Genomic DNA, 25068 nt, shown 5'->3' on the forward strand with positions numbered 1-25068 from the left:
TTCTCCTGACCTAGCCAAGCGGCAGGTCGCCTGTCGGCAACTTGTAGCGTCGCTCTGTCTGCCAACTTTGCAGAGCAGACAAAAGCCACATCGGCCCAAGCCTGCCAACAAACATGAGGACAATTATCATCACTTTCTCCGCTGTATTAAGATTAGCTGTCAAGCCTGTGGAGATTCCCACCGTTCCAAAAGCGGAGATGACCTCGAACATATTCACCATAAATTTGCCACGCCCCATCAGATACGACGCTCCCGCACTCTCAAGTGTGGTCAGGACCATGGTTCCGAGAATCACCAGCAGGACGGAAACCATGAATAATGTCAAGACCTTATTCAAAGCCTCACTGCTCAGCGCAAAGCGACTTACCTTGACTTGGGAATGCCCCTTGAACTGCGCGACCACAAAACTGCACAGTGCTCGGAAAGAGGTCGTCTTGATACCACCGGCACAGGACCCCGGAGATCCACCAATGAGCATCAGCCCCATCATGAAGACAAGGGAAACATTGGACATACTCCCGATATCGACAGTGTTGAATCCCGCTGTGCGGCATGTCACGGATTGAAAGAGCGCTGTCAGCACGCGCTCACTCATGCTCGCTGGAGCATTATTCGCAGCACTTTCAGCGGAAAAAATAACAATCGCCCCCGCAATAACTAAAAAGAATGATGTCTTGAGTACAATGGAAGAATGCCAACTGAGAAGTGGGACACCTCGACGAATGGCTCTTTTGTTCAGGATCATTTTTTTCAGTAATGACGAACATTCATAGAGGACATAAAAGCCCAGCCCTCCGGCAGTGATGAGCACGATGAAGACCATGTTGATACCCGCATGGTTACTCCACTGGCTTAAGCTATCTGAATAAAGAGAGAATCCTGCGTTGCAAAATGCTGAAACAGAATGGAAAATTGCTGAATATGGAGAAAATCCAATTGGGTCCATCCACCAGAGGGCAAATGCTCCCAATCCTTCAAGGACAAATGTTGCAATGACGATCCGCCCCAGGAACTTCACCAGGCTGAACGAGGGGTCATGTAACAGACTTTGTCCCACTGCCATTCGGTCACCAAGAGAAACATGCTTGCCAAAAAGATAGATAAAAAGCGTGGTGAACGTCATAATTCCCAATCCACCAAATTGAATAAGAATCAGGATGACATCCTGGCCGAGCACAGAAAAAAAAGACCCGGTATCAACCACGATCAACCCGGTCACACACATGGCGGAAGTCGCAGTAAACAAGGCATCAACAAAGGACAAAGGGCCACCGGGATGACTGACATCCAGATGCAAGATAATCGTCCCAATCAAAATAGCCCCGGCAAAGAACCATACGGGCAACCAATATGGAGATAAAAACTTGATTCGCATATACTCCCTCAAAACAACGGAATCCGAAGAAGCAGCCTTCGGAGTACCGCCTCCAGCAGTCTATATGCCTCTCTCCCTCAGCTGTCAAAAAATCTCAGGAAAGCAGGAGGATTTCACGTTTGATAAACTTGACAATATCGTCCGGTTCACCTTCTGGCGCGATAATATCGGCACACCCTTCGTAGAGGGCTGCACGTTCTGACAGGACTGATGCGACTTCGTCAACCACTGAATGGCCGGTTAATGAAGGCCGTTGCGCTTCATGAGGGTCACGCTGAAGTCTGTGGACAAGAACCTCAGGAGCAGTCTTCAAGTAAACAGCCACCCCGGATGCAAGGATAGCGCGATTTGACTCGCGTAAAACAATGCCACCGCCACATCCGATAACTCGACGTCCACCCGTAGAAACAGATGCCAAAGCCTCTGTTTCCATCTCCCTGAACCCTTCCCACCCGTATCTTTCGACGTAAGGGGCGATCTCCATTCCAACCATGTCTACAAAAAAATGATCCGTATCGACAAATTCTGCACCCAGAGAATTCGCCAAAAGACGACCGATACGAGTCTTACCGCATGCCCGAGGGCCAATAAGAAATATGTTCATATGCAATTCCATGCACAGAATCCTAAAGGAAAACAACGCTCCAGACAATGCTTGTTCCTTAGCAGGGAAAAGGGGATAAAAAATATGGCCTGTTACAAGCTTTCACTTGCCCTATATCGCAATAGTAATTAATATTATTATATGAAGACAAATAATACATGCCCAAAGATGCGAGAGGTTGCCCTTGAGTTAGGCGATTGCCGCTTATGCCAAGGATGTACTGAGTTGAATCCGGATATTTTCGAATGGGACGAAGTGCTCGATATGCCTTATGTTTGCCGCTCCGAAGTGACGGAAGAAGAGGTACGCGATATTATGAATGCATGCCCTGAAGGATGTATCGTTTTCGTGGATTGCTAACAAATCGGGCAGCTCTGACTGCCCGATTTTCCAAGCTACCATACTAAGGCCTCACTGTTTCATCACGATTTCTTTTCCCTTCAATTCAGTGTCCCCACTTTCTACAACTGTCATTTTGGGGGTAAAGAACATGATTCACTACAACAGGTTCCATACAAAAATCCACAATAGGTATGAAAGACTCGGGTTTGCTTTTCTCGTTGCTCTTCAGTCAGAGGGCGTGTTTCTACCTCATGGGTCATCTGAAGCAGATCCTCATAGTTTGGGACCGCATTCATGGACCGAGCTATGACTTCACCTGTCATGACATCTATCAAAGAGGCATCCATGGTGTCGGTCACCAATGCGTAAGCAACAGGACCGCCATCAAGAAGGCGTCCAGCACACACAGTTTCCCGCTCATAACTCCCGACTTCTCCTGAACAAAAAAGGATAACCAGAACAGGTCTCCCCATTTTATCATACACAACGAAATCCAATGGGCGCTCATACTCTTCGCCATCAATGCAGTAGCGTAATTTCACTTTCCCCTTTATCTGTTGCAGAGGATACCCTTTTTCTTCTACCAAAAATCGTCCCAAAGCTTGTCGAAATTCCTCGAATGTGGTTTCGTCAATTTCTTCTCCTGTCAAATAATCTCTGAGTGTACCGCCTAAACTTGTCTCATGCATGATACTCCTCCTTACCCAAGAAGATAAAACCGCTCATCTCGCAAAGCAAGTGCTGTCAAACACATCCCCACAGCAACCACAACAACTCGTTTGGCAAAAAAAAGGGGGTGAAGGTCATACCCTCCACCCCATCACACCATTTCAAATAAGTCTTTAATGCCCGCCACCAACAGCGACAATACCGAACAGACTTTTGCCGGCCGCAACAGCGAAATTGAAGAGCGGTGCCGGGATTATCCCGGCCAGCAAAACAGCTGCGGCCAACATTCCGGCCCCGGCAGAGGCAAACCAGCCATTATCCGGCACAGGGCTTGAGTCGGAAGCTGTGTCTTCTGTGAAAGCATGCCGAAACAACCCGAGATAATAATAAATAGCCAGAGCTGAATTCAACACAAGCACTATGACCAACCAGTTATATCCGTGTCCCCAAGCCGAGGTGATGAGGAAGAATTTCCCCATGAAGCCCATTGTTGGAGGCAGCCCGACAAGAGCAAAAGCTCCGGCTGCAAGTGAAAAAGCCAGTACCGGTGCCTTCTTATAAAGCCCATTAAGATCGTGAAGTTTGAGATTGCGACCATCCACAGCCACTCGACTGATGATCCAGAAGACCAACAGATTCATGACCAGATAAGCCAATGCATAGAAAGCAGCCGCAGCCAATCCTTCAGGTGTGCCACTGACCAAACCAACCATGATATACCCAGCATGAGCAACTGAAGAAAATCCAAGAAGACGTTTCAAATCAGTCTGGACCAATGCCGAAAGGTTGCCGAATGTCATGGAGCAAGCTCCCAAGACAGCGAGAAGCGTTGTCACTTCCAGACCGGGCTTCAAGAATGTTGCCATGCGAACGAGCACCACGATGGCCCCCATCTTGGGCATGGTCGCCACAAAAGCAGCCGTCTCGTTACTCGCTCCCTGGTAAACATCAGGACACCAGAAGTGGAAGGGAAACAGAGCCAGTTTGAAGAACATACCGCCTAGGAAAAGGCACAGGCCGGCAACAGCCATCGGGTTGTCAGCAAAATGCCAGTTCTTCCCTGCGAGTTCAGCAATATACGTCGTGTGCTGACTGGCCATGATGTAGGACAATCCATACAGAGCTAATGCCGTGGCGACAGCCCCGAAAAGGATGTACTTGACCCCCGCTTCCGCTGCGCCCTTGGATTTGGCTCTAAGCGGAATAATCGCGTACATTGAATAAGAAGCCAGCTCCAATGCCAGGTAAATTGTGATCAACTCGACGCAGGAAGCCAAAAGCATCAGGCCGAACGTTGAAAAACCAAGCAGCATGTAATAATCCGTTCTCTTCTCATCACTGATCGTCTTCTTACGCGATGCATTGAGAACGACTACGTAGAACCCAAAAGCTATGACTATCTTGAAGAATTGGGACATCATATCGACTTTGTAAACATCCCAGAACAGATACCCCTGTGAACCATAAGCGACAATTGAAACGAAAAAGCCGAGTCCCGCCCCAAAAGGAAGCCATTTTTCAACATCAGGTTTCCACTCCCTTGTGCCGCAGCTCTGAATCATCAGTGCAACGACAAGGAGAAGAAAATAGAGTTCCGGGACAATGAGTGTAATGTGAGACACGTTCCTGGCCCCCTTATTTCTTGTCCGCCAAGACACTCAGGATGTCATTGGCGGCAGTTTGCATGGGTTGTTCGGCTTCAAGATGAGCCACTTTACGCTTATCGAAATCGTTCAACAGCTTATTGATGGATGGATCAACGATATTAAAAAACGGAGTGGGAGCCAGCCCTATCCAGAAAACAAAGACCGCTGGAAGAGCCAGATAGACCCACTCACGAGCATTGAGATCTCTCCATTTGCTGGCAGTAGTAGGCTTTCCCCAAGCCATTTTGAGAGACACGCGGAACATATAGGCCGCAGCAAGCAATGCACCGGGCACACACAGGAATCCGATCCATGTATTCTCCTGGAATGCCCCCACAAAAACCAGAATTTCACCCACAAACCCATTGGTTCCCGGGAATCCCAGAGAGGAGAGGGCCATCAGTCCCCAGAAGAACATGAAAGCAGGCATGTATTTGCCCAAGCCCATATTGTCTGAAATCTCACGACTGTGGCTTCGTTCATACACAGCACCTATCATCATGAAGAGTGCACCCGTGACGATACCATGGTTGAGCATCTGGAAAAGCGCTCCCTCCACGCCTCGCATGTTGAAGAGGAAAATGCCAAGGGTTACGAACCCCATATGCCCTACCGAAGAGTATGCAATCAACTTTTTAATATCGGACTGGCCCAAAGCAATAGCTCCGCCGTAAATGATGGAAACCAGTGAAATGGCAATCATCATCGGAGCGAAGTAGGCACTAGCCGCAGGTGTGAGCGGAAGACAGAAACGAAGGAAACCATAGGTTCCCATCTTGAGCAACACGGCTGCCAGAATGACGGACCCTGCGGACGGAGCCTGAACATGCGCCGCTGGAAGCCATGTATGGAACGGGAACATGGGAACCTTGATGGCAAAGGCGAGGGCCATGGCAAGAAATGCCCAGAATTGAAATCTGAAGCTGAAGTTCATCTGCATCAGATCTGGAATGGCAAAGGTGCCCCCGGTTATTCTGAAAGCGACTATCGCCGCCAGCAGCAGAGTTGAACCTGCCAACGTGTACAGAAAGAACTTGAGTGACGCATATTTGCGATCATCCCCCCCCCAAACCGCGATGAGCAGATACATGGGGATAAGCATGGCTTCCCAGAACACATAAAACAGGACCAGATCAAGGGAGCAGAAAACACCCAGTACCGAAGAGGTCATGAATAACAGGCAGAAGTGAAACTCTTTGACCCGTTTCCCTATGTAGGTCCACGAACACATGACGCATAACGGCAGGATCGCGATCGTCAATAAAACCATAAGTAAGCTGATACCATCCACGCCGAGGTAATACTGCAGTCCCCATTGATGGACCCAATCTATTTGCTCGACAAACTGGAATTCAGCGTTAAGTTGAAAGTTCATAAGAGGGATGGCTAGCAGCAGCTCAAGGATTGACACCGCAAAAGTGTACATCCTCACCACCTGCGGAGCCCGCAGGAAGAAAAGGCCACACGCCGCCACCATGGGGAATGCTATCAATACTGTAAGTACCGGATATCCGAAGTCCAAAACAGCTCTCCTTAGATTGTCCGGCTTAGCCGAAGTACCAGACCAGGGCGAAGATGCCCAAACCAAGAACGGCGGCAAACGCGAGGTAATCCTGCAGATTGGCGGTCTGGGCCTTGGCCCCCACCTTTCCGAGATCCCTGACGGCGTAGGCGCTTCCATCCACCACTGTATCAATGCCCTTCTTGTCGAAGACACTTGTTCCGGCTCCGGCACTGATCAAAGCTCGCAGACCAACAGTCCGATAGACTTCGGTCCAGAGATCATCAACCTTGGAAATTGGCCAGCATACAGCTTTCATGGTGACATTGCCGATGAGACGGTAAAACCAGTCAAAGTCCAGATTGAGAAACGCATGCGGTGTAATTATCTTCCGTGTCAGGTAGAATGCCAGACCAGAGAAACCGAGCAACAAGCTGGAATTAATGACCTTGTCGATATGCCACGGCTCAAAGTGATGCTCCACGGCGTATGGCAGGTAGTGATACAGCATTTCAGGGTACACCCCTTGCGCAATGCAAAGAAGACCACAAATTCCCATGCCTATGTACATATTGAACGGCAACGGTTTAACCTCGCCGACATATTCCTTCTTGCCACCCCAGAATGCAAAGTACGGAAGTTTGATCCCTACAGAGATAAATGTTCCAACTGCGGCGACTTCCATGCCAAGCGCCAGGAGTGTATGGTGCGCTTCAGCAGCTCCGGCAATAGTCATTGTCTTGGAAATGAAGCCGTTAAACAAAGGCATTCCCGAAATGGACAATGCCGCCACCATATACCAAACCATAACCCAGGGCAGCTTATAGGCCAATCCCCCCAACTCGTTGAGTTTAACCGTACCGACTGCATAAAGGATAGCACCGGTGCCCATGAAGAGCAGCCCTTTATAGAGGATATGGGCATATGCGTGTGCCACGGCACCATTGAGCGTCATGGCTGTACCTATACCAATACCCGCGACCATGTATCCGACCTGCGAAACGATATGGTAGGACAGAATACGCCGGGCATTATTTTCAATGCAGGCGTAGAGTACACCGAAAACCGCCATACAGGTACCGGCTACGGCAAGGATTTCCCATCCGGCAAAACCCCGAGCCAGCACATACACAGCAGTTTTAGTTGTGAAAGCACACATGTAAACGGCACCTGCTATCGATGCGCGAGGATATGCGTCAGGCAACCAGGCATGCAGGGGCACGACAGCAGCATTAACGCAGAATCCGAGAAGGATCAGCCAATCATACAAATGCGCACTTTGCGGGTCTGCCCCCACAAAGGCAAAAGAACCGGTGGCCTTGTATTTCAATAGCAATCCGGCCAACAGGAAAAGACCGCCGACTGTGTGATACACAAAGTAGCGGAATCCAGCTCCGACGGACTCTTTGGTTCGAGCCTGCCAGATAAGGAATGTTGAGCCAATACTCATCAATTCCCAAAACAGAAAAACTGTCAGCAGATCTCCTCCAAAGACGCAACCAAAACCACCTGCCACATAGAGAGAGCCACACACATAGTGCCCTTTATCCTCTACGTGCATGCCGTAAATAGCCCCGACACAAGCGATGACGGCAAAGACCTGACCAAAAACGATGGACAGTTTATCAACTCGTCCAAGCACAAGCGCCTGGTCAAGGTAATGTAATGTTCCGTACATGCCAGGCTCAACGGCCATAATGCTGGCCAAGGCAATCAATGGCGCACAGAGCGCCAATGAGCCTCGAAAAGCTTTATTCAGCCAAAGATCCTTCGGAATGAGGGGAACGAGCGCCGCTAAGACAAGGAAAGCCATGGAGGGATGGATGAAACTAGTCTCCATAATAGTCCTCCTTGCGCTTGATAAACGGCTGGACGATTTTTTTCATGATAATGACCATCCCCAATCCGACAAAGAGTCCGAACCCGGCAAAGAATCCGGGATATCTGTCGAGGCCGAAGTGCGGATGATGCGAGACGAATGGGACATTAAGAACCAGCAGCACAATGAGTACTACGAAGAAGATGATCTTCCACGTCCTTGCGTTGTCTCTCCATTTGGCGAGAAGCTCGCCTAACCCTTGTTGACTCATATCTACCCCCTAGAACTTGCCCAGAATGTTGACGAAGTTCAGGAATGTCTGCGGATACAGACCCAGGAACACCGAGATGGTTGCCGTAATGCACAGCGGAATGACCATGGTTTTGGATGCTTCGCCGTACTGCTCGATATTGGCCTCAGGAGCCGCTGGCTTGAAGAAGGCACGGTACAGGATAGGGACAAAATACCCTGCGTTGAGCGCCGTACTGAGAAGAAGCAGAAGCAGAATCGGCCACTGGCCGGAATCCAGGGTACCGTTAATCAAATACCATTTGGAAACAAACCCGCACACGGGCGGCATACCGATCATGGATAATGAAGCGATCCCGAATGCACCGAATGTCCAAGGCATCCTGCGCCCCAAGCCGTCCATCAAACTGATTTTCTTGAGGTGAGTCGCCACATATATGGCACCCGCACCCATGAAGAGCGTTATTTTGGAAAAAGCGTGGTGAGCAATATGCATCACGCCTCCCTGTATTGCCGTATCCGCCAGCATTGTCACACCGACGACGATATATGAGAGTTGTGCCACTGTTGAGTAGGCCAACCGAGCTTTAATATCGTCCTTGGTCAAGGCGATGAATGAGGCGACGACGAGGGTAAATCCCGCGATATACGCTGTCCCGTGGGCAATACTCAGATCCCCTAGAAGCGACCCCGGCGCACCGATATAGACCTGGCTCATGGTTAACAGTCCAGCTGTCTTTGTTCCGAACACAGACAGCACAATTCTACAGACGCAATAGACACCGGCTTTGACAACTGCCACTGCATGCAGCAAGGCCGAAACAGGTGTCGGTGCAACCATGGCAGAAGGCAGCCAGTTGTGAAACGGCATAAGAGCGGCTTTACCTACACCAAAGATGAACAGCCAATATGTCAGTGCGACCAACCTCGGATGCTCGGCCACAACCTGCGGGGAGAACATCCCATTAACGATATCTGCCAGGTGGAAATCAAGATTTCCGACCAGCACATAAGTCAAAACCATTGCAGGAAGCAGGAAGAGCTTGGACGTTCCCATCAGGTAAACGATATACTTGCGGGCACCGACCTTGGCCTCTTCATCTTCGTGATGATACACAAGAGGGTAGGTGAACACGGTAATGATCTCGTAAAAGAGATAGAGCGTGAACACATTGGCCGCGAGAGCCACCCCGACAGCACCAAAGATAGCGACGGCAAAACAGATGTAATACCGTGTCTGCGCGTGCTCATCGAGACCGCGCATATAGCCGATATTATAGCTGGTCACAAAGAACCAGAGGAACGGTGCAATCAACCCGAAGACCATTGAGAGGCCGTCGGCGGAAAAGGCGATGGTCAAACCGGGAAGGATCGTCGTCACATGGCAATACCAGACCTCGCCTTTCAAGATGGCAGGGGCCATGGACAACATACAGACAAACGTGAGCGCGGCAGCAATGAAACTGACAGCCTCCCGTTTGTTTTCATCTTTTCTCATTAGCCAGACAAAGAGCGGTGCGATCAGTGTAATCACCACCGGCAGCAGAATCCGGGCACTTTCGATTGTAACCCCATTCATAACAGCTATTCCTTCAAGGTAGTGATGTCACTGGTGCGGGCGGAACCGAACCGCCTGGCGACAACAACAACGATTGCCAGCACGATGGTCGCTTCTGCTGCGGCAAGCCCCATGACAAAAAGGGTACCGAGTTGGCCGAGGACCGCATTGAATTCCGTGAGTTGAGCGGCCGCCACCATGGACAATCCCGCACCATTGAGCATAAGCTCCACACAGATCAACATACCGACAAGGCTTCTCCGCTGAGTCAGACCAAACAGGCCTGCGCACAACAAAATCAACGCAACGATTTGATATAGTGTCAGGGCACTCATCTCTTCTCCCCTCCTCTCTTTTCCCAAGTCAACAAGACGGCACCAGACATGGCGACCATAAGAATGACCGAGATAAGTTCAAAGGGCAGAAAATACGACCCAAGAAGCTCACCGCCCAATTGCTTAATAGTGACCTCTGTTGGGACCGCAAGAGACTGGACCGGCCTGGTCATGATCAGCCAGCCGAGAACCCCGGCCGGAGCAAGAGTGGCCGCAAGCCCGAACACATACGTTTTCATAGGGGCCTTTCCGGATTCATCTCCACCTCGTTCGGCCCGCGTCAGCATGACTGCGAAGAAGATGAGGACAGAAACGGCTCCCACATAAATCAGGAGTTGCATGAAGGCCATAAACGGAGTTGCCAGAAGCATATACATGCCGGCTACACCGATCAGTGTGGTGATTAGCCCTACCAGGGCACGGACCAGACTGGAACTTGAGACCGCAACGATTGAGCCTCCCAAAATGACCAGCGTGTAGATACAAAATGCGACTTTTGCCATTATTTCCATGTTATGCCTCCTTCCCCGATACGGCGGATTGAGCCGTACCTTTGGGAGCCGGAGCAGACAACTCCGTGGCCTGCTTTTTCAAGCGGGCGATAAGATCTATATGCATCTCCTCCCGGCTTGTTGCCACCCAGTATATATTGTTGGAGAACTTCAACGACTTGGCCGGGCAGTTTTCGATGCAGGTCCCGCACAAGCTGCACAAAGTATAGTCATAGGTGAATTTGGCCGGATTCTTCGGCGCTTTGGGTTTGACGACTTTTTCACCAGCTTCTTCAGCCCGTGCCCATTCCGCTTCCTGTTCAGGTGTCGGTTTGGGAGCCTTTTGCTTGACAACTTTCAGACATTTACTCGGGCAGTTGGTCACACACATCATGCACGAAATGCACTTGGGCATGGCCGGATCCTTAGGCTTGCCTATAAGCTCAATGTGCCCACCGTATGTTGACAGGTTCTCGTCGTCGATGACTTCACGCGGATAATGGACTGTGACCAATGGCTTGCAAAAATACTTGCCTGTGATCTTCAATCCCACCAGCAGAGACCAACAATCGAGAATTGGCTGTATGACGTTTTTCTTGAATGTACTCATAATGTGACACCCTACAACTTGATCAGCAACGCTGTAGCCAACAGATTTGCTGTAGCCAGCGGCAGAAGCCATTTCCAGTTGATGTTCAAAAGTTGGTCAAACCGAACCCGAGGGTAGGTCCAACGAACCCAGATCATGAAGGAAAGCAGAGCATATGTTTTGAGAAGCATCCACCACCATCCGTCAATACCGGGGATGGGACCATGAAAACCTCCCAAAAAGAGCACCGCACACACGGAGCTGATCACGACCATATATCCGTACTCCGCCATGAAGAAGAGACCAAATCCCATGGACGAATATTCGGTATGAAAACCCGCAGTCAACTCGGACTCGGCCTCCGCCAGGTCAAAGGGAGCACGATTCGTTTCACCAAACATCGCCACAATGAAGATAATAAAAGCAAGAGGCTGTTTCCATATAAACCAGTTACCGATATGTCCGCTCTGCTGCGCTGTGATCTCGGACAGGTCCAGAGTCCCCGTCATGAATGAGATGGTCAAAACCACCAACAAAAGCGGAATTTCGTAGGCTACGGTCTGAGCTACTGCACGAGCCGCACCAAGCACACCCCACTTATTGTTTGAAGCCCAACCAGCCAGAATCACAGCTAATCCGTTGAAACTGGAAAATGCCAATATCAACAACAGACCAAGATTCACCTTCATTCCAATGACCGAGGGACCATAGGGGATAGGCATAAAGAGGAGCAGAACCGGAATCATGGACAGAATCGGTGCCATCCAGAAAAGGATTGCATCGGAATTATCCGGGGTCAGGAGCTGCTTCCCCATAAGCTTCAAGCCATCAATAAGAGGCTGAAGAATTCCATGGGGACCGACTTCAAAAGGACCGGGGCGGCGCTGGATATGTCCTGCGAATTTGCGTTCACAATAAACCAGCACCAGTGCATTGAGACCTAACCATACCATGGCCCCAATGGCACCTATGACCAAAGGTATCAAATGTTGTAAGAATGCGTTCATAGATCCACCCTACCTGTCGATTTCCGGGATAATCAGGTCAAGGCTGCCCAAAATGGCGACTGCATCAGCCAAGATGGTGCCTGTTGCCGCCTCGGCAAAAGCATGCATGTTGGAGAACCCCGGAGCGCGCAATTTGACGCGATAGGGAATCTTGCTTCCATCAGAGGCCACATAGACACCGATCTTTCCACGACCACCTTCAACTGTGCAATAAGCTTCCCCTGCCGGTGGTTTCATGGAAGGCTTGGGAGCCTTGTCCATGATGTGTTTTCCTTCAGCCCCATCAAGTTGTTCCAATGCCTGCTCAATAATGCGCAGAGATTGTTCCATTTCCGCGACTCGGACATGATACCGGCCAGCCGAACACGCCGACTGCTGTGTCGGGATATCAAAATCAAACCGATCATAAATGGAATACGGTTCGTCCTTGCGAACATCCGAACACACCCCTGCACCACGGAGGACAGGGCCGCTACAGCCGTAACGTTGGCACATATCCTTATCAATAATACCGACCCCTTCGATGCGTCGTCTGAGAATGAGATTCTCGGTGACAAGATCGTGATACATCGGCAACCGTTCCCGAAAATGCGGAATGAATGCCTTCATCAATTCAAGACATTTGTCATCGAAATCCATCTGCACGCCGCCAACCCGAAAGTTTGAATACGTCAAGCGGGAAGCCGATGGTCGTTGCAGGATATCAAGAATCATCTCACGATCATCAAACGCATACATAATCGGTGTAAACGCACCGAGATCGAGAATATACGCCCCCCACCAGAGCAAATGTGAAGTAAGGCGGTTGAATTCGGTCATAATCACGCGCAGATATTCTGCGCGTTCCGGCACTTCAATGCCCATCAATTTTTCCACTGCGCCGACATAAGCCCAGTTCCATGCCATGGGGTGCCCATAATCGACACGGCCCATATTGGGGATAAAGCCTCCCCAGGTTTGTGTTTCGCCCATTTTTTCATGCATGCGGTGCAGGTAACCCAGTACGGGTTCGGCGCGGACAATGTATTCGCCGTCAACCTCAATCACGATCCTCAGCACGCCGTGTGTCGACGGGTGCTGCGGACCCATATTAATGATCAGGGTTCCGTCCTGCTTTCCGGCCTCGAACTTGCGGGTGTAGAAATCACCCGCCATCTGTTCCATATTTTGGTAAGCCGACATAAACTTTTAGTCCGGTTTATATACCGACCGGTGGCCCCGGCCTACGCATCAGAGGCGTCCTCGGCCTCTGCTTCCGCAAACAATTCTTCAATTTCCCTGGTACACGAGATAATCTCGCCAAGGTTCAGGAGATCCTTGATGGATTGACGCACCTTCGCAGTCTTGACGAGTGGATGAACATCCACAGCCTCGGCAGGCATCAACAACGGCACGAGATTCGGATTGCCTTCGAAGTGAATTCCGTGAAAGTCACGGACTTCCCGCTCGTGCCATTCTGCCCCCTGAAAAACCCCTGCTATGGAAGGCAGCGAGGGAGTCGCTCCGGAGACCAGCACACGCAATGTCACCCGCTCGTCAACGGTCCATCGGTTGAAGTGATAGAGCACTAAAAAGCCCTCTTCAAAGTCCAATGCCAGGACATCTTCGAGGGCATACTCGGCCTCATACAGTTTCTGCGCTGCCTTGAGGATTTGATTCGGAGCAAGAAAAATCGACCAGACATGTCCTGTCGTTTCCCTATCCTGCATTGACACACATTGTGTCGGGATATCTGCAAGTACTTGTAACATGACTTACCCCTCCACCTTGGCAGCCACAGGCCACCAACGCTTTCCGGTAATCAGCCGCTGCAATTGGAAGAATCCCTCCAGAAGTCCTTCCGGTCTCGGCGGACAGCCCGGGACATACACGTCAACAGGAATGAGTGTATCCACTCCCTCAATCACGTTATAATTGTCCTTTATTTTGAACGGGCCACCAGAAATGGCACAGTTCCCCATTGCAATAACCCACTTGGGACCAGGCATCTGCTCATATAAGCGGACAACCGCCGGTGCCATCTTCTTGGTGACAGTTCCGGCAACGATCATCACATCTGATTGACGCGGCGATGGCCGAAAGACTTCGGCCCCGAAACGCGCCATATCAAAACGGGCCATCCCTGTTGCCATCATTTCGATGGCACAGCACGCCAGGCCGAAGGTCATGGGCCATAGGGACATGGAGCGGCAGACATCAAAAATATCCTGCGCCAGCTGAACATTGACGATAGGCGGGTCCAGGCGGTGATGCCCGGCCGTCAAATAATCATTGGGAACTACTGAATCCTGCGCGGCCATGTAAACACCCCTTTCGCCCAAAAATAGACGACGGAAAGAATAAGGAATGACAGAAAGATGAAAACCTTTACAAAGGGAATCCAGCCCGCAGCGTCAGTATACGCCGTGGAAACGGGAAACAGATAAAGGACATCCACGTCAAAGGCGAGGAAGATCAGGGCATATACATAATACGATACCCCCCATCGTGCCCATGAGCTGCCGTAAGGGACCATACCGCATTCATACGGCATTCCAATGTCCCCTCCCCGAGCTTTCGGGGCAAACAGCGCGGCCAAAATCAACGGCCCGCAGGCAAAAAGAAGCCCAGCGAGCAAAAAAAGAATCATTGCAAAGTGCAGCCAGCTAAAAACCATACCCAAGTCCTTTGGCAGTAATTTTGCTACGCCCTCATAGGTAAAACTTACTCCTAGAGGTTACTGCCCCTCATGCCTTTTTAAAAGGACCAAGTCAAGTACATCGCTCTTTTTTTCTCTAATGTCCGACCTTCTAAGTCTGCTTTTTCATTCACTCTGCTTTGCGTCTAGAGTAAGTCTAGAGTCTTGCAACCCCCGAAAACCCTACACTCCCGAGCTACGCCATCCATGTACTTAATTTCACACAACCCACCAATAAAAAAAGCGCCCCGTATACACGAGGCACTTTAAAATGGTGACAATCCGGTTATGATTTAATGGCTATTTCGGGACGCCACAATCCTTGAAAGTGCCAAATCTGACACCACCGCGTTTTTTAGCCCCATACATGGCTGCATCTGCCCGGCTGATCAAGGTAACGCAATCCTTGCCATCATCCGGATAATAGCTGATCCCGACGGTCGCACCGACCTTGATGGATTCTCCCTGAATGATAAATGGCGAATCCATCACCTCAAGAAGATTGCCGGAGACGAATACTGCGGACTCAGGATCTTCCAGGTTAGTCAGAAGAACTCCGAACTCATCGCCCCCCAAACGCGCAAGTGTGTCGGTTTCACGGGTTCTGCGCATCAATCGCTCGGCCACCATACGTAACAGTTCATCCCCTGTTTGATGTCCATAGGTGTCGTTGACCCGTTTAAAATCGTTGAGATCGACAAAGAGAACAGCGACCTTGGTTCCGTACCGTTTTGCATGAGCCAGGGCGTGTTCCGCTCTGTCAAAAAAGAGATGACGATTGGGCACCCCCGTCAGACTGTCGACTGTGGCAAGGTGCTTCAATTCCATTTCATTCAACTTACGCTTAGTGACGTCTTCCAAAACACCTTCGATGAACTCCGTCTCTTTTCCTTCCAGGGTAACCAGCCGGGAACTTTCGGAGCACCAAATAATTTCACCATCTTTTTTTCTGGCGCGAAATTCAAAATTGGAAACAAAGCCATCCCTTTTGAGAACCTTGATATATTCTTCGCGTTCATCAGCATCAATCATGAGATGTTGCCGCATGGCTTCGACACCAACCATTTCATCCGCAGAGTCGTATCCGAATAATCGGACCATCGCCGGATTCACCTCGGAAAGCACGCCTGTGACCGTAGCCTGAAAAATACCTTCTACAGCACGCTCAAAGATTGATCTGTATTTTTCCTCGGCAACCCCTAAGGCGTGTTCTGACTTTCTGCGTTGATCAATCTCCCGTTCAAGTAACATTTTCTGCTCATTGAGCTGAAGAAAAACCTGAACTTTGCTTTTGAGGGTCTCGACATCAACTGGTCGAAATAGATAATCAACAGCTCCGGTTTCATATCCCTGCCTGACATTGTCCTCATCCTGAAAAATGGCTGTGATGAAAATGATCGGGACATGCCTCCCCTTATCAAATTCCTTGATCTTCAAGGCGGTCTCATAACCGTTCATGCCCGGCATCTGGATATCCAGTAAAATCAGGGCAAAATTGGTATGTCTCACCAACTCTATCGCTTCGATCCCGCTCTTTGCCTGGACAATATCGCACCCTTCCTGAGCCAGCATATGGTTCAGCAGGGCAAGATTGGTCTGCGAGTCATCAACTATGAGAACCTTTTGCATCTGTGTCATCACGCCACCTCATCACCCTAAGCCGTTGGGACATGTATTGGTTCGAGCCTCACGCCACCATCTTCGTGAGGTGTCGCTTTCAACACGAAATCAAATCGATCAAGGGCCATGCACAATTCAAAATCCCTCTCCGGAGCAAACTCCTTGCTGGGATCGAAAAACTTTTCAGCACTATCCACACCTTCCAGAAACGTTTTCAGCGTTTCGAAACTGTTCGGATACCCTTCCAATTCATTTTTCAAATACATAGCACACATCATATCTTCCTGCGCTCTCATCACCCCGCCGGAGCCCATGGCAACCAGGGTTACAACATCCGGTTTTCTCGCTTTGATATATTCCACCAGCGCTGAAGCATTGACAAAAGCGCCAGTAAGAACTTCATCGGCATCAGCAACACCCACTAATCCCTGTGTCCCGGCACTGGTGGTATGAATCATTGTCCTGCCGGTAAAATCAACATGCTCGATTTCAGCAGGAGAATTACCATAATCGAACCCTTCTATGCGAACACAATCCCTTTCTCCGACGAGAATACCGTTTGTCTCTGCTGCCAGATTTCTTGCAAGCTCGACATCACCAACGGCAAGGTAATCCGTAGCACCATTTTCCACGGCATAACAGGCCAGAGAAAAAGCCCTGAAGACATCAATGATGACCACCAACCCTTTTGCCCGGCGAACTCCCCCAAAACACTCAACAACATTGACAACCATTTATATAACCTACGTAGATAAAATTTATAGTCTACGTCTCACGCTCCCGGTGCGACGTCAACCGTTTGCAGCCTTTTCCTTTCACCATTCACAACCAGTTGTATTGGTATAAATACATCTTTTCAATCATTCCGAGTACAGAATCATTCTTCACAGTATATTGACAAAACGAAACATTTTTGCAAATTCACCATCATGAAGAAAAAACGTGTTCTCGTCACTGGTGGTTCGGGTTTCCTCGGTTCCCACATCTGCGAACGCCTTCTCTCCATGGGCAGGGAAGTCATATGCGTTGACAATTTTTTTACAGGCAGAAAGGAGAATATTCTCCACCTCATGGGCAATCCTTATTTTGAGATAATCCGACATGATGTAACTTTTCCGCTCTACATTGAAGTGGATGAAATCTACAACCTTGCATGCCCGGCATCTCCAGTACACTACCAATACGATCCGGTACAGACCACCAAGACCAGCGTTCACGGAGCCATCAATATGCTTGGCCTGGCAAAACGCATCAAGGCCAAAATTTTTCAGGCTTCGACAAGTGAAGTTTATGGCGACCCTGAAATACACCCTCAAACCGAAGACTATTGGGGCAACGTCAACCCTATAGGGGTCCGCTCCTGCTACGATGAAGGCAAACGTTGTGCTGAAACCCTCTTCTTCGATTATAATCGACAACACAATCTACGAATCAAAGTGGGCCGCATCTTTAATACCTACGGTCCCAGAATGGCTATGGACGACGGTCGTGTGATTTCAAACTTCGTAGTCCAGGCTCTGCGCGGACAGGATATTACCATCTATGGCAAAGGAGAACAGACTCGCAGCTTTTGCTATGTCGATGATCTTGTCGATGGCATCATTGGATTCATGGAGAAAACCCCGGACACTTTCACGGGGCCGATGAACCTCGGTAATCCTGGTGAATTCACGATTCTCGAACTGGCACAAACCATCACTAACATGGTTGGAAGCCAATCCAGAATCATCCACAAAGATCTTCCAGCTGACGATCCCATGCAACGCAAACCAGACATTTCGTTGGCTCAAAAAAACATACACTGGAATCCGCAGATCACACTTCGAGAAGGACTCACTAAAACCATTGAATATTTCGACACCTATTTGAAAAACCTTTAGACATAAAAAAGCCGTTTCAGAAAGAAACGGCTTCAGATCGCTGACAAACCCCACTTTTTTTTGAAAGTGGGGTTTTCTCATGCTTCGATTTTTTATCACGTCGCCAAAAGGTTGTTTTGTTGGGTTGTTGTCGTGAAAGAACCACCTGAAAGGGCTCTTAAGCGGAAATGACGTAAAAATGATGACAATATTGCATGCAAAATGCCTGTTGGAACCAGCATCATAGCCATTTTCTTCATATTCTGGCAGGCGGAGGAAAGCAGACTTTGCTCTTGCACTTTAGACAAGCCTCGGAAGCGGGCATAGCGATGCCCATGCAATTCTTTCGCATCGGCAAAGCTGCGTTCAACGGTCTCTTTTCGCCGGACGTAAACCCGCTTTCCATACTCGCTGAGGCGGTGCTGATCGATCAAGTCTTTATGGTTCTGCCAAACATGCCGACTGATTGTCTTTTTGTGAGTTCTGCTCGTCGTACATTCTCCAAGTCGTCGACAGGATTGACACTGTTCTGGCGAAGAAGCGTACTGTCGATACCCTTCTCGGTTCGTTGTCACATAGTGAAGTTTTTGACCTTCTGGGCAGATATAACAATCGGTTTCAGGCTGGTATTGGTACAGTCGTTTGGGGAGCATTCCTTTGCGACGAGGTGGCCGACGATAGCCAATGACGCCATAAATATCTTTTTCTATCAGCGCCTTGCATATATGTGGTGTGAAATATCCGGCATCAAGTCCTACGTTTTTCACTGAAAAATCGAACCGATCAATCTGCCTTTCTAGCCTTTCCAGATACGGCACGCTATCGTGCAAGGCCGCCGAGGTCACATGGCTGTCGGTGATAATGTTGCAGCGGCTGTCTACCGTGCGATGATCCAGATAAAAGAAGCCTTTGGGCTTACCTTCTCGGACCATATAACCGCTTTCAGGGTCGGTCGTACTTTGCTTGATCTGCTTTTCTTCAGGCTCGACAGATCGTACTTTTAGCGGCTTTTTGCCATGCTCACGTCGATCTTCCTCCACGGCTTCATCGAGTTCGCCGAGGTAGGATTTTGTGCTTTTACTGACCTGCTTTTCCTTGTATTTATTCTTGTTCGCATTGGCCTTGAGATGAGTTGAGTCGGTGTAAAGCGTATGCCCACCAACAAGATTCTTGTGCATGGCCTGAACTACGATCCCATCAAAAATGTCTTGGGCAACGCTGGTTCCATTAAACCTGCGCCGCCTGTTCTGGCTGAGGGTCGAGGCATTGGGAATCTTGTCCTGCAAGCCAAATCCGAGGAACCATCGATAAGCCATGTTGACCTCGATCTCTCTCACGAGTTGTCGCTCGCTACGGATTCCGAACAGGTAGCCAATAAACAGCATTTTGAAGAGCACTACCGGGTCAATGGCTGGTCGTCCATTGTCTTCGCAGTACAGCTCCTTGGTGCGTTTGCGGATGAAGGAAAAGTCTATGACTTTGGCAATTTTTCGAAGAAGATGGTTTTGTGGGACCAGGTCATTGATCGAAACAAACTCCATCTTTACTTGTTGGTCTTTAGGCGTTTTCAGCATAAAAACAGTATAAGAAAACCCTCGCCAAAAGGCGAGGGTTTGTCAGCAGTCTGAAGCCGTTTCAGAAAGAAACGGCTTTTTTATGCGTCTTCGTCTTCTCAAAAAGCGAGCACCGTGCGGTATCGCTCTCTGTATTCCCTCAATGAAAACATCTCCACAGCCTTTTGCCGCCCCGCTTCTGCCAAACGCGCTCGCAGAACTTTGTCATTGGCCAACATCATGACGTATTTTTCCCAGTCCCCGGTCTCCCGAACAAGAAATCCGTTCACACCATGTTCCACCATTTCACTATGAACACCAATATCCGAAGCGACAACAGCAACACCACTGGCCATGTACTTCAATATATTCAAGGTACACCCTCCCTCGCCGAAGTCATCATTGACCACGGGAAGCAGACCGATATCCATGGCCTGGAGTTTCATGGGTTCATTCTCCTGCGACCATGCAGCCCAAAAGGAATACTCACGCCCTGGGCCTATATATTGTTTACGGGAAACAATTGAAAACTGAATCTGACCTGCATGCATTTCAAGCTGTGCCAAAGTGCTTTTGAACGCAGAAAGATCCCCCACAGTCTCTACCCAGCCGACTAATGTGACGCCTCCCCTCTTGCCTCCGGTTCCCGGACAGTAAAGGTTTGAGTCAATAGCCGTGGGAACAGTATGGACTCTTTCGCATAGTCCTGACATTTCTTTTGCAAGTCTGGAATTATCGGCAACACCGATATCCGCCTGTTGACAAAGGCGTTCGAAGCGACGTTGCCTTTTTGCCAGCTTCCGGGCTGCGCCCAACCTATTGAGACTCTCTCCAGGCATTGCCCAGACTGCTTCCGAACAATCGAAAACCAGGACTTCACATAACCGACGAATACCTCCCAACTCAAAAGCGGAGACCAACTCTCGATGAATAACAATCACGTCTGCGTGGGGTAGTCGGCTAAAAAAAGAATACCGGCGAATCGGATTCTTGGGAATTTCCTTATAAAACATATCAGCAGCATCCCCAAATTCATGTGCTATCAAGGGCAGCACACGAAATTGCGCATGGGAATTCTGCATCCCCTGAGGGATGAGAAACATAATTTTCATTTATTTATTTGAAATCGTATTTTCGATCATTTTTATATATGGTTCAAGACCTATTTCAATATCCGTAGGCCATTCAAAAGGCGTTGGGCGGTCTTCGACTGACATCCGTTCAAGAAGCTCTGTCATGGCTGAAACATCTGCAGGATCGGGGAAAATCCACTTTTTGGGCAGAAAATATGCACTCCCGTTAAGGGCACTTGACGCAACCCGGCATCCGCAGGCCAACGCTTCAAGCACTGCATTAGAACAGGCATCGTAAAAGCTCGCCAAAATAAAAATATCTATCCGCCGATAAAAACACTGCATATCATCGACTCGCCCAAGAAAACGAACCCTGTGCTCCACGCCAAGCTCCCGTGCAAGGCGGAGATATTTATCAGGTTTCCGCCCTCCGGCCACATGCAAAACGTGGTTTTCCGGCAATCCTGCCAAAACATGCAGGAGTGGCGCGATACCTTTGAGGGCAAAATTGGTTGCGGCAGTGCCGATCACCACATTGTCAGTCGAAATATCCAATTCAGCACGAAGTGACGTCCGCTCTTCTTCTGAAGGATGGGAAAACCGACTCAAGTCCGGCCTGTTGTATATGACGTCTATGGAATCAGGGGCGCGATAAGGATGAGCCTCGACGATCAGATCCCGTACAAAATGTGAAACAGTCACAATCCGCGGTGTGCGATGCATGCGCTGTGCGTCAAGCCAGTGAATGAGCCAGTTGACAGGTGATAGCCGACGCCGAAACATTTTAAACCAACGGGGGAATCCCGCAGGCCAAGCCTGCTGTGAAAGACGCCAGAAAACAGAGATAGGCCCCCCGCCGATACGCAAAATATCCTGGTTGATCGTATTCGCCATACCAAAAACCAAATCATATTTTTTTTTGCGCACACAACGGTCGGCCATGAGGGCAAACCAGAGAACCTTGAAAAGTCGCAAACCGCCAAAACGGCCGACAACGACAGGAGTCACTCCCGCAGGTGGTTCCGTCTCCACGCGGCCGCAGATGAAATCCACCTCGTGCCCACGAGCTGCCAAGGCTTCAGAAAGCCTCCACGCAAAGGATTCTGCGCCGCCATATTTACTGAAGCGGGGCATGGTCACAGCCAAACGCCTTTTTTTATCAAATGTCGCCATAGGCATACCTTGTGAACGATATTGACGACTTTGACAAGGCGGAGTTCTTGCACGGAAAAACAAAGAGCGTTATGAGTCCGGAAGTTTCATACCATCAAGGAGTCCCATGTTTTTTCTGACCCCATCATTTGATCTACACCTGTTCGTACTCATCAACCAACACCTTCGTTGCGGCCTCTTTGATGGCATCATGCCCATTCTGTCGTCCATGACAGTCCTCATAATAATTCTGGCAATTATCTTGGCATTCCTGGCAGTGTGGGGAGGGAAAAAGAATGTTCTTCTCTTCCTCATTTTGATTGCGGCAGTGGGGGTATCAGATTTCTCGACCAATCTGGTCAAAAAACAGGTAAACCGTGTCCGGCCGTACAATTCCATAGCCGAGACACACTATCGGGAAGATGGAGAATGGCGTCAACGCGCGCCTGAATTCAGCCGCACCAAGATAACAGGAAGATCATATCCTTCCGCTCATGCGGCAAACACCATGTGCCTGGCACTTCTGACCATTGTTTTCTGGCCTGCCGTGAAAAAATGGCCTTTGCTTCTCCCGGCAGCTGTGGGCTATTCACGAATATATCTCGGCAAACATTACCCGACAGATATATTGGCCGGATGGCTGATGGGTGCCATTGTGGCAGTCTCAGTCTGGTTGATCTGGCGAGCTCTGAGCCAGAGAGTCCGGCTTTGAAAGAGCTAGGCATCCTTTTCGGAAGAGACAAGTCCTGCTGCCGTTGCTTCTTTTTTATAGCTCCGAAAAATTGCCATTCCAAGCCAGATTGAGGCAAGAAAGAGCATCACTGCCATGCCCAGCGACAACGCCACGCCAAGAGTTGACTCTTCTTTCATCCCTGCACCAAAAAGAGCGAAAATAAAATTTTGCGGAATATAGCCCAAAGTTGAACCGAGAATAAAGGGTATCAATGGAATTGAACTTATTCCAGCAGCAAGATTGGTCAAGACATTGCTCCCGAGAGGAAAAAAGCGAATGGCAAGGGCTGTCCTGAATGGCTTATGACGGAGAAATCCATCAAGTCGACTGATACGGGGACCAAGCTTTCTTGCAACAAGATCCCGCCCTCCCCATCGTGCATAGCACGAGGCCAAGGCGCATCCAAGTCCGGAGCCGATGGTAGACAGGATCGTCCCACCAACAATGCCGAAAGCAAAACCACCGAGAAATCCAACCAATTGACGCGGAAGGCCCGCAGCCGACAGAACCGCCCCGACAACAATAAAAATCAGAAAAGCCAACGGACCATGGCCAATTATATGATCATTAAACCACTCCGTATTCTTGAGCATATCCCCAAGCCCGAAAGAACGGCCCAGATAAACGATTAATCCCAGTCCGGCCACCATGACCAGCCCTTTGACAACGGCTTTGACACCGCCTCTCTTTTCACTGCTTATTGTTTTCGTCATATTTCTGTTGCTGCATCCGAGAGTAGAGATAAAGAAGACAGGCCTGCCCGAGAAAAAAAAGGGGGTCACTCTGGACCACTGCATACACAAGTCCCGAGCCGCACGAAACAAACAGCACAAACATCGTCGCACGCGAAAAAGAATGTACTGTCTTTCGCTTCATGCGCACAAGGCACAATCGCACGAAAAAGGCCCCCTGCAAAACGGTCGCGAGGGCCAGAAGCCACCAATAGGCAGGCAATTGCATGAGTTACTTTTCTTCTTTCACGCTATAGCCGATATGTCGCTTGATAAGCCAACCGACGCCTATAAGATCATAAATACCAGCCATGGCGCGATCAAGGGTTCCGTATTTCGACACCCCTGCTCCACGCTCGCGATGGTTGACCTTGACTTCCTTGATCCTCGCACCCTGCATCTTCATGAGAATGGGAAAATATCTATGCATATTCTTGAATCGAGGCAACTTCAAAAGCATATCCCTGCGCATTATTTTGAGCGAACACCCAGTATCTTTGACACCATCATCCACGATGGCATCCCGGATGGCATTGGCTATACGAGAAGAAATACGCTTAATGAAAGTATCCTTCCGTTTGACCCGCCACCCAATGACCATCTCACAGCCATCACCAAAAAGAGCCAGCATATTTGGTATATCCGCCGGATCATTTTGCAGATCGGCATCCATTGTCACGACGATGTCACTTTCCGCGGCATCGAAACCGGCGCAAAAAGCGGCTGACTGTCCACAGTTCTCTGCAAAAGCCACATAACGAATTTCATCATGCTGATCTGCAAGAGAACGAATTATGGACAAACTGTCGTCCGTACTACAGTCGTCCACGAAGACGGCTTCCCACTGCCTGCCTGTGATATCCACGGCCTGTTTCAATTCATTGAACAACGCTTTGATGTTGTCCTGCTCATTGAAGACCGGCAGTACCACTGAGAATTTGTCGTTGTTTTTCATATGCGAGATGAATTACGGAATTTGAAGGAAGTTGTAAACAGTCAGACTCCCAATCTGGGAAATGAATGCAAAATACTCTCCTGATTTTTTTTAAACTATTTTTAAAAAGCAATTGACAAAAGCTGGGGCACCCCATAGAAACAGCTCTCACGTGTCGCGGGGTGGAGCAGTTGGTAGCTCGTCGGGCTCATAACCCGAAGGCCAGAGGTTCAAGTCCTCTCCCCGCTACCACTAGAAAATCAACCGGTTGCATCGAATGATGTCGCCGGTTTTTTTTGTGTGCATTCTCTGATCCTCAATAACTGATCATGAAAGAAGAGAACCTTCACTCCTCCTTTTCATTGATCATAAATAACTCTCACATTTTTTTTAATTTCACTACTTTTGATTGACAAAATCAAATTCACCCCATAGAAACAGCTCTCACGTGTCGCGGGGTGGAGCAGTTGGTAGCTCGTCGGGCTCATAACCCGAAGGTCAGAGGTTCAAGTCCTCTCCCCGCTACCACTAGAAAATCAGCCGATTACATC

26 protein-coding genes and 2 tRNA genes are annotated in these 25068 nt (G+C 49.3%); 5 read left to right on the top strand and 23 right to left on the bottom strand.

Annotated features, from left to right (window positions below; all coding sequences use genetic code 11):
• Positions 1-10: 10 nt before the first annotated feature.
• Together BN4_RS04085 and aroL are read right to left on the bottom strand one after the other, a co-directional pair.
• Entirely contained in the window at positions 11-1375 is a 1365-nt protein-coding gene (locus BN4_RS04085; protein ID WP_015414088.1) for a TrkH family potassium uptake protein, read from the bottom strand.
• Positions 1376-1469: 94 nt separating this feature from the next.
• On the bottom strand, positions 1470-1979 hold the full coding sequence (aroL, locus tag BN4_RS04090; protein WP_231856574.1) for a shikimate kinase AroL: 510 nt from the start codon (positions 1977-1979) through the stop codon (positions 1470-1472).
• Between the two features lie 168 nt (positions 1980-2147).
• Between aroL and BN4_RS18040 the strand changes: the two genes are divergently transcribed.
• Positions 2148-2339: a 4Fe-4S domain-containing protein gene (locus BN4_RS18040; RefSeq protein WP_269450397.1), complete on the top strand. Its 192-nt coding sequence runs from the start codon at positions 2148-2150 to the stop codon at positions 2337-2339.
• A gap of 110 nt (positions 2340-2449) precedes the next feature.
• On the opposite strand, the gene BN4_RS04100 is transcribed toward BN4_RS18040, so the two are convergent.
• The 16 genes from BN4_RS04100 to BN4_RS04175 form a co-directional block, all read right to left on the bottom strand.
• Positions 2450-3010, bottom strand: a complete 561-nt coding sequence (locus BN4_RS04100; RefSeq protein ID WP_015414091.1) for a type I restriction enzyme HsdR N-terminal domain-containing protein — start codon at positions 3008-3010, stop codon at positions 2450-2452.
• Positions 3011-3163: 153 nt separating this feature from the next.
• Positions 3164-4612 (bottom strand): NADH-quinone oxidoreductase subunit N, encoded by a 1449-nt coding sequence (locus BN4_RS04105; RefSeq protein WP_015414093.1) that lies wholly within the window; start codon positions 4610-4612, stop codon positions 3164-3166.
• A 13-nt stretch (positions 4613-4625) separates the two neighbouring features.
• Positions 4626-6158 carry a complex I subunit 4 family protein gene (locus BN4_RS04110; protein WP_015414094.1) on the bottom strand — a complete coding sequence of 511 codons (1533 nt, stop codon included), beginning with the start codon at positions 6156-6158 and terminating at the stop codon, positions 4626-4628.
• 25 nt (positions 6159-6183) lie between these two features.
• Entirely contained in the window at positions 6184-7977 is a 1794-nt protein-coding gene (locus tag BN4_RS04115) for a Na(+)/H(+) antiporter subunit D (protein WP_015414095.1), read from the bottom strand.
• Positions 7967-8227: a hypothetical protein gene (locus BN4_RS17870; protein ID WP_015414096.1), complete on the bottom strand. Its 261-nt coding sequence runs from the start codon at positions 8225-8227 to the stop codon at positions 7967-7969. The genes BN4_RS04115 and BN4_RS17870 overlap by 11 nt, the downstream gene beginning before the upstream one ends.
• Before the next feature lie 9 nt (positions 8228-8236).
• The gene (locus BN4_RS04125; RefSeq protein WP_015414097.1) at positions 8237-9784 is read right to left on the bottom strand and encodes a monovalent cation/H+ antiporter subunit D family protein; all 1548 of its coding nucleotides are present in this window, start codon (positions 9782-9784) and stop codon (positions 8237-8239) included.
• 5 nt (positions 9785-9789) lie between these two features.
• Entirely contained in the window at positions 9790-10098 is a 309-nt protein-coding gene (nuoK, locus tag BN4_RS04130) for an NADH-quinone oxidoreductase subunit NuoK (protein WP_015414098.1), read from the bottom strand.
• The gene (locus BN4_RS04135) at positions 10095-10610 is read right to left on the bottom strand and encodes an NADH-quinone oxidoreductase subunit J family protein (protein ID WP_015414099.1); all 516 of its coding nucleotides are present in this window, start codon (positions 10608-10610) and stop codon (positions 10095-10097) included. Before BN4_RS04135 ends, nuoK begins: the two co-directional genes overlap by 4 nt.
• A gap of 1 nt (position 10611) precedes the next feature.
• Positions 10612-11199 carry a 4Fe-4S binding protein gene (locus BN4_RS04140; RefSeq protein WP_041720130.1) on the bottom strand — a complete coding sequence of 196 codons (588 nt, stop codon included), beginning with the start codon at positions 11197-11199 and terminating at the stop codon, positions 10612-10614.
• A gap of 11 nt (positions 11200-11210) precedes the next feature.
• Entirely contained in the window at positions 11211-12185 is a 975-nt protein-coding gene (gene nuoH, locus BN4_RS04145; protein ID WP_015414101.1) for an NADH-quinone oxidoreductase subunit NuoH, read from the bottom strand.
• Between the two features lie 9 nt (positions 12186-12194).
• Positions 12195-13367, bottom strand: a complete 1173-nt coding sequence (locus tag BN4_RS04150; protein ID WP_015414102.1) for an NADH-quinone oxidoreductase subunit D — start codon at positions 13365-13367, stop codon at positions 12195-12197.
• Positions 13368-13408: 41 nt separating this feature from the next.
• On the bottom strand, positions 13409-13936 hold the full coding sequence (locus BN4_RS04155; RefSeq protein ID WP_015414103.1) for an NADH-quinone oxidoreductase subunit C: 528 nt from the start codon (positions 13934-13936) through the stop codon (positions 13409-13411).
• Between the two features lie 3 nt (positions 13937-13939).
• Positions 13940-14485, bottom strand: coding sequence for an NADH-quinone oxidoreductase subunit B (locus tag BN4_RS04160; protein WP_015414104.1), 546 nt, complete (start codon positions 14483-14485; stop codon positions 13940-13942).
• Complete coding sequence (locus BN4_RS04165; protein WP_015414105.1) at positions 14464-14841, bottom strand: NADH-quinone oxidoreductase subunit A; 378 nt, start codon at positions 14839-14841, stop codon at positions 14464-14466. Before BN4_RS04165 ends, BN4_RS04160 begins: the two co-directional genes overlap by 22 nt.
• Before the next feature lie 321 nt (positions 14842-15162).
• Positions 15163-16500, bottom strand: coding sequence for a two-component system response regulator (locus BN4_RS04170; RefSeq protein WP_015414106.1), 1338 nt, complete (start codon positions 16498-16500; stop codon positions 15163-15165).
• A 17-nt stretch (positions 16501-16517) separates the two neighbouring features.
• On the bottom strand, positions 16518-17216 hold the full coding sequence (locus BN4_RS04175) for a 2-phosphosulfolactate phosphatase (protein ID WP_015414107.1): 699 nt from the start codon (positions 17214-17216) through the stop codon (positions 16518-16520).
• 195 nt (positions 17217-17411) lie between these two features.
• Between BN4_RS04175 and BN4_RS04180 the strand changes: the two genes are divergently transcribed.
• Positions 17412-18362, top strand: a complete 951-nt coding sequence (locus BN4_RS04180) for a UDP-glucuronic acid decarboxylase family protein (RefSeq protein ID WP_015414108.1) — start codon at positions 17412-17414, stop codon at positions 18360-18362.
• A 95-nt stretch (positions 18363-18457) separates the two neighbouring features.
• On the opposite strand, the gene BN4_RS04185 is transcribed toward BN4_RS04180, so the two are convergent.
• From BN4_RS04185 to BN4_RS04195, 3 genes are all read right to left on the bottom strand, one after another.
• Positions 18458-19915 (bottom strand): IS1182 family transposase, encoded by a 1458-nt coding sequence (locus BN4_RS04185; protein ID WP_015413747.1) that lies wholly within the window; start codon positions 19913-19915, stop codon positions 18458-18460.
• A gap of 98 nt (positions 19916-20013) precedes the next feature.
• A complete protein-coding gene (locus BN4_RS04190; protein ID WP_015414109.1) occupies positions 20014-21006 on the bottom strand; it encodes a glycosyltransferase family 4 protein in 993 nt (330 codons plus the stop codon).
• Complete coding sequence (locus tag BN4_RS04195) at positions 21007-22140, bottom strand: glycosyltransferase family 4 protein (protein WP_015414110.1); 1134 nt, start codon at positions 22138-22140, stop codon at positions 21007-21009. It abuts the gene before it with no gap.
• A 106-nt stretch (positions 22141-22246) separates the two neighbouring features.
• Here BN4_RS04195 and BN4_RS04200 point away from each other — a divergent pair, with 106 nt between their 5' ends.
• Positions 22247-22831 carry a phosphatase PAP2 family protein gene (locus tag BN4_RS04200; protein ID WP_015414111.1) on the top strand — a complete coding sequence of 195 codons (585 nt, stop codon included), beginning with the start codon at positions 22247-22249 and terminating at the stop codon, positions 22829-22831.
• 5 nt (positions 22832-22836) lie between these two features.
• Here BN4_RS04200 and BN4_RS04205 read toward each other — a convergent pair whose 3' ends face one another.
• Positions 22837-23565, bottom strand: coding sequence for a TVP38/TMEM64 family protein (locus BN4_RS04205; protein ID WP_015414112.1), 729 nt, complete (start codon positions 23563-23565; stop codon positions 22837-22839).
• 250 nt (positions 23566-23815) lie between these two features.
• Positions 23816-24538: a glycosyltransferase family 2 protein gene (locus BN4_RS04215; protein WP_015414114.1), complete on the bottom strand. Its 723-nt coding sequence runs from the start codon at positions 24536-24538 to the stop codon at positions 23816-23818.
• A 155-nt stretch (positions 24539-24693) separates the two neighbouring features.
• Between BN4_RS04215 and BN4_RS04220 the strand changes: the two genes are divergently transcribed.
• Both BN4_RS04220 and BN4_RS04225 read left to right on the top strand, forming a co-directional pair.
• A tRNA-Met gene (locus BN4_RS04220) sits at positions 24694-24769 on the top strand.
• Positions 24770-24969: 200 nt separating this feature from the next.
• Positions 24970-25045: transfer RNA gene (locus BN4_RS04225), tRNA-Met, on the top strand.
• Positions 25046-25068: the final 23 nt, after the last annotated feature.

The organism is Pseudodesulfovibrio piezophilus C1TLV30, assembly GCF_000341895.1.
Taxonomy (GTDB): Bacteria; Desulfobacterota; Desulfovibrionia; order Desulfovibrionales; family Desulfovibrionaceae; genus Pseudodesulfovibrio; species Pseudodesulfovibrio piezophilus.